Source organism: Winogradskya humida (assembly GCF_016862215.1).
Lineage (GTDB): Bacteria > Actinomycetota > Actinomycetes > Mycobacteriales > Micromonosporaceae > Actinoplanes > Actinoplanes humidus.
On record NZ_BOMN01000091.1, the window covers coordinates 30,742 to 40,840 of the forward strand.

Below are 10,099 nucleotides of genomic sequence, written 5' to 3' on the forward strand. Positions count from 1 at the left end.
CGTCACTCAGCCGGGGCGTCTTCGTGCACCGGCTCGTCCACCGGAGAAGCCGTGAGCAGCTCCAGCTCCCAGCGCTCGGCGAGCGTGTCGCCATCCTCCTCCTGCTCCAGGTATGTCCGGACACGGACACCCAGGCCGAGCTGGCTCGCGGCGCGCAGATGCTCCACCACGTCGTCGATGCTCGTCAGGTAGTGGGTGGCGATAAGTTCGGGGGCCGCCTCGATCTCGGCAGCCTCTTCTAGGTCAGTCACGACGTCAAGGGTAGAGCGGTCGCCTCGGCGACGCAGATCCGCTCGCCCCTCAACCAGTATATTGCCCTATTAGCCCCCTTTACCCCCCTCCCACGTGGCCCGCCTCACACCCACCGAGGCCCCCAGCCACCCGGACCGTCGCCTCTCGTCGACATCGACACGGATTGCTGCGAATCTCCGCACGATCCCGGACCCAGTACTGCGTGGGCGGCGAGGAGTGGATCCGCGAGGGGGATCTCACGTTCGAGCAGGCCCAGGTCATCGGCTATCTGGAGCAGAAGCCGGGCGCGATCCAGCGTGACATCGCGGAGATGACCCGGACGACCGCGGCGAACATCTCGCTGCTGCTGAAGGTGCTCGAGCGCCGTGGGCTGGTCGAGCGGCGCACGGGCGGCGGCAACGAGCGCAGCAAACGGCTGGCCGCGGCCGAGGCCGTCACCTCGGTCTACCAGGTCATCAACGCCGGTTTCATCGGCTCCGTGCACGACACGTCGCTGCTGGCGGCGGTCAGGTTCGGCACGCCGTTGTTCGGCCTGGTCTTCGCGATCGCCGGCGCCGACGACACCGCCGTTCAGATCCCCGGCACCCTGATGATGGGCGTCACCGCCGGCGTCCTGCCGCTGTTCGCCTACACGTTCGGCAAAGGCGACCGCCGCCGCCCTGCGGGCCTCCGCCGGCACGGTCGGCGTCGTCGCCGCGGTCTTCGCAGTCCGGACTGTTCGTCTTCCGTTACCAGGTGTTCGCGATGTTCTCCGCCGACCGGTCGACCCTGACGATCGGCACCACCATCCTGGCGGCGCAGCTGGCCGCCATGATCGCGACCGGCTTCGCGAACCTGTTCACGTCCCTGTTCCAGGCGTCCGGCCTGGGCCTGACGGCAACCGTGGTGTCCACCACGCAGGGAGTGGGCATGTGGCTGGCCTACCGCAACGCCATCGAGCGCGGCCTGGCCGGGGGCGAACCCGGACGCGCCGGAGCGGCCCTGGATCTGGCCAGTTGACTGTCGGGCTTCTGTCGATCGTCATCTATCGATTGACACGGTGTTCACCAGGGTCGCAAGGTGGACTGGCCTAAGTGGACCGGAGTACCGCTCGCGGAAGTGAGTCTGCTCATGCCGTCGCGCCTCGCCAAAATCCTCGCCCTCTCCACGATTCTCGTGACCGCCGGTTGTGCTCCCAGCCAGGGAAATGACGACGACGGCGATTCCAGTGCGATTCCCAGCAAGATTGTGATCGGGTCGACGTTGCCGTTGACCGGGAGCGAGTCGAAGACCGGGGGGCGGTTCAAGCAGGGCTACGACCTGGCGATCGAGCAGGAGAACGCCGACGGCGGCGTGGATCTGGGCGGGAAGAAGGTGCCGGTCGAGCTCAATCTGCTCGACGACACGACCGACCAGGCGAAGGCCGTGAACCTCGCGCAGCGGCTGATCACCCAGGACAAGGTCAATTTCTTTCTGGGTACGTATTCCACGGCGCTCGTCGAGGCCCAGAGCACGGTCGCCGAGCAGAACAAGATCCCGTACGTGAACGGTGGCGGGGCGGCGACGTCTATCTACGCCAAGGGATTCCAGTGGGTTTTCGGGACGCTGGCGCCGGTGGAGAACCTGGCGAACACCGAGATGGAATGGATCGACCAGCAGCAGGCGGCGGGAAAACTGCCCAAGCCGGCCCGGGTCGCGCTGATCTGGGAGAACACGTCGCACGGCAAGGATTTCCGCAAGGGGATCCAGGACTTCACCAGGGCGCACGGCACGAATTACCAGGTCGTCACGGATGAGTCGTTCGCCTTGGACGGCAAGGATTTCTCGGCGATCCTGAGCAAGGTCCGGGCCGCGAAACCCGACCTTTTCATGGTGGACGCGCACCTGCCCGACTTCATCACCATGCAGCGGCAGTATCTCAGTTCCAACATGTGCACCAAGGTGCTGACCTACGGCGCCCGGGGCAGCGAGGCCGATGCCCGCACCGCGCTCGGTCAGGACGGCGTCAGTTATGTGCTGTCCGCGGTCTGGTGGAACAAACAGCTCGGCAACACCGGCCTGAACAAGGCGTTCGTGGACAGTTTCAAGGCGAAGTACGGCACCGATCCCGAGTGGTACCAGGCCCAGGGCTACGAGGCGGCGCGGGCATTGCTCACCTCGATCGCGAAGGCAGGCTCGGTGGACAAGTCGAAGGTCCGCGACCAGCTGGCAGGCCTGGACATCGAGTCGATCCTGCCGGGCGGGCGACTCAGCTTCCCCGCGGCGAACGGCGGTCAGGCCGACTACCCGTTCGTCGTGCAGCAGAACCTGCCGGACGGCACCTCGCCGATCGTCTACCCGGCGGACGTCGCCACCGGTCAGGGCGTGGCGCCGAACCCGAACTGCAAGGGCTGAGGCGGCGATGCGGGAGGTCTTCACCCTGGCCGTCTCGGCGGTGCTGCTCGCCGGCTTCTACGCGGCCATGGCGTACGGGCTGGGCCTGATCTACGGCGTGCTGCGCATCGTCAACCTGGCGCACGGCGGGATCATCATGGCCGCCGCCTACCTGACCTGGCAGCTGTTCGAGCGGTTCGGCGTCGACCCGTACATCGCGATCCCTGTTGCCCTGGTCGTGTTCTTCGCCCTGGGCGCCGGCATCTATCTGGGCCTGGTGCGTTTCCTCCCGCGCGGACCGGCCGGTGCGGTGCAGTCACTGCTGCTGTTGTTCGGCGTCTGGCTGATCATCCGCAACGTCGCCTATCTGCTCTTCACGGGCAACGAACAGGCCATCCACACGTCGTACGCGACCAGGTCGGTGACGGTGTTCGGCAGCAGCTTCTCGGTGACCCGGATCCTCGTGTTCGCGATCGCCGTCGTGGCGCTGCTCCTGCTGCATCTCCTGCTCACCCGCACCTACCTGGGCAAGGCGATCCGCGCGGTGGCCCAGAACCCCGACAGCTGCACGCTGGCAGGCATCGACGTGGAGCGCGTACGCATATTCACTTTCGGTCTCGGCACTGCTCTTGCCGGGCTTGCGGGTGTCCTGGCGTCCACGCTGTTCGCGTTCAACCCGTCGTTCGGCGCGGCCGAGCTGCTCAAGAGCTTCGTCATCATCGTGCTGGGCGGGCTCGGCAGCATCGTCGGCATCGCCCTGGGCGCCTGCGTGCTCGCGTTCGCCGAGGTCTTCTCCATCTACGTGGTGCCGCCCTACCTCACCTCGGCGGTCGGCTTCGTCCTGCTCGTCGTCGTGCTGGTGCTGCGCCCCGGCGGGCTCTTCGGTCAACGGGTGCTGAGATGAAGCGCCAGGCGGGCGGCTTCGTGCTGGCCCTGGCCGTGCTCTGGGTCGCGCCGCTGGTCCTGCCGATCGGCGACTACACGCACAACATCATCGGGCTGACGTTCATGTTCGCGGCCACCGCACTCGCCTGGAACTGGCTCGGCGGCTACGTCGGCCAGATCAGTTTCGGCCACGCAGCGATGTTCGGCGTCGGCGGTTTCGTGGCGGCGCGGCTGATCATCGCGTTCGGGCTCCCCACCGGGGTCGCGTGGGTCGTCGGCGGGCTGACCGCCGGGGCGTACGCGCTGGTGTGGGGGCATCCGACGCTGCGGCTGCGCGGCCCGTACTTCTCCATCGCCACGATCGGGGTCGGCGAGGCCAGCCGGCTGATCGCGACGTACTGGTCCGGCTTCACCGGCGGTTCCTCCGGACTGTCCCTGCCGCTGAGCGGTGGCCCGACCAAATACCAGCTCTACTGGTACGGGCTCTACCTGCTCGCCGCGGCCGTCGTGATCTCGTACTGGCTACGCACGTCCCGGATCGGCCTGGCCCTGCTCGCCATCAAGGAGGACGTCGAGGCGGCCGGCGACGTCGGGGTCAGCGCCACCCGCTACCAGAACCTCGTGCTGTTCCTCTCCGGCACGATGGTCGGCGTCTGCGGCGGCTTCTACGCGTCCTACCAGGCGTTCATCGACCCGCAGGACATGTTCAGCTTCGACCGCTCGATCTCGCTGATCCTCATGGCGGTCATCGGTGGCATCGGCACGATCCTCGGGCCGGTCCTGGGCGCCGTCGTCCTGGTGATCATCCAGGAGTTCCTGCTGGCCAGCTACTCCGACTACTACCTCGGCCTCTACGGCACCCTGCTCGTACTCATCATTCTCTTCGAGCCCCTCGGCCTGGCCGGTCTGCTGGCCCGCCTCAAACCTCTGAGGAGTACGCCGTGAGCGCCCCGTTGCTGGTCGGCGAACGCGTCAGCCGGCATTTCGGCGGCCTGCGCGCGGTGGACAACGTCGATTTCACGCTCCACGACGGGCAGATCCTCGGCCTCATCGGCCCGAACGGCGCCGGCAAGACGACCCTGTTCTCGGTCGCGGCGGGCTCCCTGCGCCCCACGAGCGGCCGGGTCCTGCTCGCGGGCACCCCGGTGAGCGGCCGGTCAGCGGCCCGCTCGGTCCACCTCGGCATCTGCCGCACCCACCAGATCGTCCGCCCGTTCGCCCGCCTCACCGTCCTCGACAACGTCCTCGTCGGCCTCCACTACGGCCGCCCGCCCGGCCCCCGCAGTGGCCTTCTCCGTGGTGGCCTGCTCCGCCGTGATCATCGCCGTCGTGACCCGCGGGACGCTGCCATGGAGATCCTGGACTTCATCGGCCTCGCGGACCGGGCCACCCGGTTGCCGGGCGAGCTCACCCTGGCCGGCCGCAAACGCCTGGAAGTCGCCCGAGCTCTCGCCACTGGCCCCCGCGTGCTGCTCCTCGACGAGGTGGTCGCCGGCCTCAACCCGGTCGAAGCCTCCCGCTTCGTCGACCTCATCCGCCAGATCCGCGACCGCGGCACGGCCATCATCATGATCGAACACGTCATGCACGCCGTCATGTCCCTCTCCGACCACATCATCGTCCTCGACCACGGCCGCAAGATCGCCGAAGGCACTCCGGAGCTCGTCGCCGCGGACCCCCTGGTCATCGAGGCCTACCTGGGAAGATCCGATGCTTGAGGTACGCGACCTCGAAGCCGGCTACGGCGACGCCCAGGCCCTCTTCGGCATCAGCCTGTCAGTCAACGCCGGCGAACTGGTCACCCTCGTCGGCGCGAACGGAGCCGGCAAGACAACAACACTGCGCGCGATCGCGGGCATCTGCCGCCCGGCCCACGGTTCCCTGCTCTTCGAGGGAAAGCCACTGAACGCTGTCCCCGCCCATCACCGGGCCGCGCTGGGAATCGCCCTGGTCCCCGAGGGCCGCGAGCTGTGGCCACAGTTGACGGTGCTGGAAAATCTGGAACTCGGCGCTTTTGAACGGGGGGCGCGCTCACGGCGTACCCAAAGCCTGGAAAAGGTTTTCGAACTCTTCCCGGTTCTCAAAGAACGAGCGAAACAGCTCGCCGGAAGCATGTCGGGCGGGGAACAACAAATGGTCGCCATCGGCCGCGCCCTGATGAGCCGCCCCCGCCTCCTGATGATGGACGAACCCAGCCTCGGCCTCGCCCCGGTCATGGTCACCCACATGTTCGCCATCATCCGCCGCCTCCACGCCGAAGGCCTCACCATCCTCCTGGTCGAACAGAACCTCAGCCGCGCCCTCGAAATCGCCGACCGCGGCTACGTCATCGAAACCGGCAAGGTCTCCCTGACCGGAACAGCCGAAGAACTACTCACCAACCCCGCCGTCCGCACCGCCTACCTCGGCATCTGACCGGCCGGCACACTGTCGCGGCAGATGCGGGCGTCTGACCAAGCGTGCCGTCGACGGGATACTCGATGCATGACTCACTCGTACCTACGCGACACCTGGATTCTCTCCAACGCTCCGCTTTGACGGTCGCCCTGGGCGAGCCCGGGCGTCGAGGTCCCGTCATGCCGCACAGCATTTCAACGTGGCGATCTGCACGTCTCGAGGATTGGTGCAAACCGTCGACACGATCGAGCCACCGGCCAAGCGGTGCCGTCGCGATCGGCTCGAGGTGCCGGCACCGCATCCGGGTCACTGCGTACCCTCGGCGCAGCAGTTCCATCGCGGCAGCGAACCGTAAGGGTTGTCGTTCGTCGTGGCGCTCAGCACGGTCCGACGACGGCACACAGTTGTTAGCATCAATGCATGGCAGGCGCTCGCGGCACCCGGGGACGAGTCGCGATCAGGAAAGCGGCGCTGGCGCTTCTGCTGGTGGTGTTGATCCTGGCGGCTCTGGTTCCGTATGGCCTCTATGTCTACAAGGTCGGGCGAGCCTGGGACGGGCCACCACCCTTCCGCGAATGGATCTGGCTGGTCGGTGCTCTCGTGCCATTCTGGATCTTCAGCGACTACATCGAATGGCTGATCGGCAAGGAAGGCGTCGAGTGGGAGGACCGCTACGTGGCGCTGGTTCCCCTGATCATCGGCGACATCGTGCTGGGAATCGGTTGGTGGATCCAGCACTGACGCACCCGACCGCCCCAACACCGGCGTCGGCGCGCCTGCCACCCTCGGCAACCCGCCAGCCTTTGCGCGCGGACCACCCCTTCGGCTGACGGCCGGCCCGTCGCCGAAGGAAGCTCCGCGCTGCAGCGAACACGTCGCGGCATGAGAATAATGCCAATCTGGGCTGGGTTGATTTTGTTCTGCTCTGCGGTTTGCATTGACAACCTTCATGCGCGCGAGTCATGGGCCGGCACTCTGGCGGTGAAAACCGATTGTGTGGTCTCTGTGGTGTGGTTAGGTCGGCGCATGTCGATCACGATGCAGCTTGCGACGCCGGATTCGTTAGGCGAGATCGTTGAGGCGGTAGCGGTCTGGCAGCACACCGGCGGGCCGGTGCAGCTTCATCCAGGCGACCTTGGGTGGCACTGGAGGTTCGGCGGGCGGGAGTTGGCCGAGGCCGTCCGGGTGTGGACCCGTAACGGGCAGATCCTGGCCGTTGGCATGGTGGACGACGGGGTGATCCGCATGGGTATCGCACCGAGCGTCGACGAGGACGCCGCGTTCGCCGCCCGGCTCCTGGCCGGTCTGTCGGATCCGGGGCAGGGGGTACTGCCCGACGGCGCCGGGGCCGTCGAGGCCCGCTTCGGCGCTGCTCTTCGAGACCTCCTCCGTCGCAGCGGTTGGGTGCCCGACGAACCGTGGACCCCGTTGTCTCGCGAACTGATCGAGCCGGTGGAGGACTGCGGGCTCAGGGTCGAGGTCATCGAGGCGCACAACGTTCGGGATCGGATCGTTGATGATCGGGTCGCGGTGCACCGGGCGGCGTTCGCCAACTCGACGTTCACTGTGGAGCGCTGGCGCGCGATGGCCGCTGCCCCGCCCTACCGTCGGGCCCGGTGCCTGGTCGGTTACGACGGCGCCGGCGATGCGGTCGCCGCGGTGACGGTGTGGTCGGCCGGGGACGGGCGACCGGGTTTGCTCGAACCACTGGGCGTTCATCGGGATCACCGTGGCCACGGATACGGCCGCGCCATCACGGTGGCCGCGGCCGCCGCGTTGCAGGAGATGGGGTCGTCCAGCGCGACAGTGTGCACCCCGAGCAGCAACGTCGGCGCCGTGGCGACGTACGTCTCGGCTGGCTTTCAGAAGATCCCGGACGTTACCGACTTCCGCCGCACGAGTTGACTGTGCCACCGCAACCGTGGAGGTAGAGGAAGCTCCCCATGATGAGTTTTCGCTTCTCGACGCGCGCGTCAGCCCGACGCACTACTTTCGGCACGAGCGGGCACATGATCAGCGTTCCGCGGACACGCACCGTCACGACGGTCTGGCGGGCGGCGCGCATGCTCAGCGGCAGATGAGTGTGTCGGCGTTGGGGACCATGGGATTACTATGCGCCGCATGCAGCCGATCAACCTCGCCGAATTCACCGCTGGAGCGATCTGGTGGCGTACCAAGACCACTTGGCCGGACGACTTTCACAACAGCGACTATCCGGTCTTGGCCGCGCAGAACCCGGATGGTCGGTTCGACGCCGCCTGGTGGGCTCGAGTACAACCCCGGTTGGCTGCGTGGAAAGCGTTTCGCCCGGTACCTCGAGCCGTCGTGGCGGCGAACGTCGTGGCGAATGCTGCAGACCTGACTCAAGCTTGGAAGACGTCCTGCGCTCCTTACCTCCACGCCGATATCGCGGATCCGGAGGTGACCTGGGAGGCGATCAGGGCCTTCCCCGAGGTGGTGTTCCGCCTGAAACCGACGCGGAGCCCGGTCTTTGCGTCCAAGCTGTGTCACTTCCTGCTACCGAAGGTCTTTCCCGTCGTCGACGGCTTGGCTTTGGGTGGACATTCGATGACCTATGAGGCGTACTTCCGACTGGTCAAGGACACGTGGGTGGTGACACCCGAAGAGATCCGATCGAGTCTGATTGCAGAAATCACAAATCTCGTGGAGTTGACGTACGGCAAACCCTTGGCCCCTGAGTTCCCCGCAGTCACAAAGATCGTAGAACTTGCCCTAATTGGTCGCAAGCATCCGCAGCCGTGACCTCAAGCAGCCCGGGGGTGTCGGCCTGAATGTGCGGCACGCGCAGAGGCCGGCTCTTATCAAGTCCGCAGGTGAGCCCGTCGCTACTGCGGCACCCCGATGCTTGTAATTGGCCAGCCCCGCGGCCTATCCACTGCAATAGTCGCCTCCCAATGTGGCGCCTCATTCGATCCGAGGGGCCGCTCGCACCTGCACGTCCAGTGTTCGACCAGGTCGACCTCAGCGGGCGGCCAGAACTTGAAACGCAGCATCGAAAATTCCGAACGCTGCCTATCCACCACAAGGTCCTCGAAAACGATTCTCACCGGGACCCCGGCACGGCAGAGAAGCGGCATTGACAGCGTCATAGGATTCGGGCTTCCAGACCGATAGACGGCCTCGCCGACAACGCGGTAGGTGCGAGCTGGGGTGAATTCGTATACCAGCCGATGATTCTTTTCCAGTTCGGGCACGTTGTTCAGCGACTCGCGGACCACCTGGAAACCGTGCGGCCCAGGCATCACGGGCCGATATGCTTCGTGGTCTCGGTCAAGCTCAAGACGCGCCATCTTCCCGTCCGCATCGGCCGACTTCTCCGCCGCACGAGCGGCGACGGTAGAACTGTCGGCCGCGGCTTCGGCCGCCTTGGCTGAGGTGCCGGCGTGCACGGCGGATTCGCGACCGGATTTGGCGGATTGGTGGCCTGAGTGGGCCGACCAGACGGATACGCCGAACGCGGCGAGGCTGGCCACGAGGGCGGCGAACGCGATCCAGAAGCCGCCGGTTTCGGTCCACGATGGCGCGGAGAGTGTGATCACGGCGGTGGACTTTAGTCATCGCCGGTGTACCGCTCCATCGTCCGGACGGTCGGATGGCACAGGCCGCCACCTCGATCGGCCGGCAACCGGTCGGGCCTCAACTCGCCCGAGCGCGCGTTATCGGCGGCTAGAGAGTGCACGCCTGGCGAGTAGCTTGTGCGAATGCATCATGATCCGTTGGAAGACATACCTGCCGCATCCCGCAAGGAGCTGGTAGCAGCCGTATGCGCCGCCATCGACGTCGATACGGCCGCTGCGGAGGACATCATTCGATCGGCTGAGCCGTTTTGGGACGCGATGGAACAAGCGGGTGGCCTCGTGGACTCATGGGGCGGCGGCGAGTTCCGTCACGTCCTGCCACGGGTCTTGTCGTTCATCCAGACGACTGCCAACCCGTAGCATGCCCAGCGACAGCCCGCGCCCTTACATGAGCAATTCGTAGACTGACCGAACGACAGTCGTGACGCGCCGTAGAGGGCCCATCGCGGCATGAGAGCGTGCTGCCGGAATAGTGGTCGAAGATTGGTTTGTTGCTCGATCGCGGCAGGGTTGCTGCCATTGCTGAGGCGAAGTACGGCGTGGGCGGGTCTCGCGAAGAAGGCGCGCAGGATTTCCTCTGTTACGGAGGAATGCCTGCTTGCGTTCGGCTCGTA

At 66.3% G+C, this 10,099-nt stretch carries 13 protein-coding genes; 11 read left to right on the forward strand and 2 right to left on the reverse strand.

Going from position 1 to position 10,099, the window contains the following annotated elements:
• Positions 1-2 precede the first annotated feature (2 nt).
• Positions 3-251 (reverse strand): hypothetical protein, encoded by a 249-nt coding sequence (locus Ahu01nite_RS32400; protein ID WP_203840500.1) that lies wholly within the window; start codon positions 249-251, stop codon positions 3-5.
• A 203-nt stretch (positions 252-454) separates the two neighbouring features.
• On the opposite strand from Ahu01nite_RS32400, the gene Ahu01nite_RS32405 reads away from it, so the two are divergent.
• The 10 genes from Ahu01nite_RS32405 to Ahu01nite_RS32450 all read left to right on the forward strand — a co-directional run bounded on the left by Ahu01nite_RS32405 (position 455) and on the right by Ahu01nite_RS32450 (position 8,649).
• Positions 455-1,024: a MarR family winged helix-turn-helix transcriptional regulator gene (locus Ahu01nite_RS32405; RefSeq protein WP_203840501.1), complete on the forward strand. Its 570-nt coding sequence runs from the start codon at positions 455-457 to the stop codon at positions 1,022-1,024.
• A complete protein-coding gene (locus Ahu01nite_RS32410) occupies positions 997-1,251 on the forward strand; it encodes a hypothetical protein (protein ID WP_203840502.1) in 255 nt (84 codons plus the stop codon). The genes Ahu01nite_RS32405 and Ahu01nite_RS32410 overlap by 28 nt, the downstream gene beginning before the upstream one ends.
• 99 nt (positions 1,252-1,350) lie before the next feature.
• Complete coding sequence (locus Ahu01nite_RS32415) at positions 1,351-2,625, forward strand: amino acid ABC transporter substrate-binding protein (protein ID WP_203840503.1); 1,275 nt, start codon at positions 1,351-1,353, stop codon at positions 2,623-2,625.
• A gap of 7 nt (positions 2,626-2,632) precedes the next feature.
• Complete coding sequence (locus tag Ahu01nite_RS32420) at positions 2,633-3,508, forward strand: branched-chain amino acid ABC transporter permease (RefSeq protein WP_203840504.1); 876 nt, start codon at positions 2,633-2,635, stop codon at positions 3,506-3,508.
• Positions 3,505-4,434, forward strand: coding sequence for a branched-chain amino acid ABC transporter permease (locus Ahu01nite_RS32425; RefSeq protein ID WP_203840505.1), 930 nt, complete (start codon positions 3,505-3,507; stop codon positions 4,432-4,434). The genes Ahu01nite_RS32420 and Ahu01nite_RS32425 overlap by 4 nt, the downstream gene beginning before the upstream one ends.
• On the forward strand, positions 4,431-5,207 hold the full coding sequence (locus tag Ahu01nite_RS32430) for an ABC transporter ATP-binding protein (protein ID WP_203840506.1): 777 nt from the start codon (positions 4,431-4,433) through the stop codon (positions 5,205-5,207). Before Ahu01nite_RS32425 ends, Ahu01nite_RS32430 begins: the two co-directional genes overlap by 4 nt.
• On the forward strand, positions 5,200-5,904 hold the full coding sequence (locus Ahu01nite_RS32435; RefSeq protein WP_203840507.1) for an ABC transporter ATP-binding protein: 705 nt from the start codon (positions 5,200-5,202) through the stop codon (positions 5,902-5,904). The genes Ahu01nite_RS32430 and Ahu01nite_RS32435 overlap by 8 nt, the downstream gene beginning before the upstream one ends.
• 402 nt (positions 5,905-6,306) lie before the next feature.
• Entirely contained in the window at positions 6,307-6,627 is a 321-nt protein-coding gene (locus Ahu01nite_RS32440) for a hypothetical protein (RefSeq protein ID WP_203840508.1), read from the forward strand.
• Between the two features lie 150 nt (positions 6,628-6,777).
• On the forward strand, positions 6,778-7,791 hold the full coding sequence (locus tag Ahu01nite_RS32445; protein ID WP_239159314.1) for a GNAT family N-acetyltransferase: 1,014 nt from the start codon (positions 6,778-6,780) through the stop codon (positions 7,789-7,791).
• Positions 7,792-8,007: 216 nt separating this feature from the next.
• Positions 8,008-8,649, forward strand: a complete 642-nt coding sequence (locus Ahu01nite_RS32450; RefSeq protein ID WP_203840509.1) for a hypothetical protein — start codon at positions 8,008-8,010, stop codon at positions 8,647-8,649.
• A gap of 83 nt (positions 8,650-8,732) precedes the next feature.
• Here the strand turns inward: Ahu01nite_RS32450 and Ahu01nite_RS32455 are convergent, their stop codons facing one another.
• On the reverse strand, positions 8,733-9,446 hold the full coding sequence (locus Ahu01nite_RS32455; RefSeq protein ID WP_203840510.1) for a hypothetical protein: 714 nt from the start codon (positions 9,444-9,446) through the stop codon (positions 8,733-8,735).
• Between the two features lie 162 nt (positions 9,447-9,608).
• Between Ahu01nite_RS32455 and Ahu01nite_RS32460 the strand changes: the two genes are divergently transcribed.
• Positions 9,609-9,845: a hypothetical protein gene (locus Ahu01nite_RS32460; RefSeq protein WP_203840511.1), complete on the forward strand. Its 237-nt coding sequence runs from the start codon at positions 9,609-9,611 to the stop codon at positions 9,843-9,845.
• Positions 9,846-10,099 lie beyond the last annotated feature (254 nt).

Excerpts from the sequence above, each read along its gene's own strand:
- Ahu01nite_RS32410 (WP_203840502.1), top strand. The coding sequence starts at position 997 with ATGTTCTCCGCCGACCGGTCGACCCTGACGATCGGCACCACCATCCTG.
- Ahu01nite_RS32420 (WP_203840504.1), top strand. The coding sequence starts at position 2,633 with ATGCGGGAGGTCTTCACCCTGGCCGTCTCGGCGGTGCTGCTCGCCGGC.
- Ahu01nite_RS32425 (WP_203840505.1), top strand. The coding sequence starts at position 3,505 with ATGAAGCGCCAGGCGGGCGGCTTCGTGCTGGCCCTGGCCGTGCTCTGG.
- Ahu01nite_RS32435 (WP_203840507.1), top strand. The coding sequence starts at position 5,200 with ATGCTTGAGGTACGCGACCTCGAAGCCGGCTACGGCGACGCCCAGGCC.
- Ahu01nite_RS32440 (WP_203840508.1), top strand. The coding sequence starts at position 6,307 with ATGGCAGGCGCTCGCGGCACCCGGGGACGAGTCGCGATCAGGAAAGCG.
- Ahu01nite_RS32445 (WP_239159314.1), top strand. The coding sequence starts at position 6,778 with ATGCCAATCTGGGCTGGGTTGATTTTGTTCTGCTCTGCGGTTTGCATT.
- Ahu01nite_RS32450 (WP_203840509.1), top strand. The coding sequence starts at position 8,008 with ATGCAGCCGATCAACCTCGCCGAATTCACCGCTGGAGCGATCTGGTGG.
- Ahu01nite_RS32460 (WP_203840511.1), top strand. The coding sequence starts at position 9,609 with ATGCATCATGATCCGTTGGAAGACATACCTGCCGCATCCCGCAAGGAG.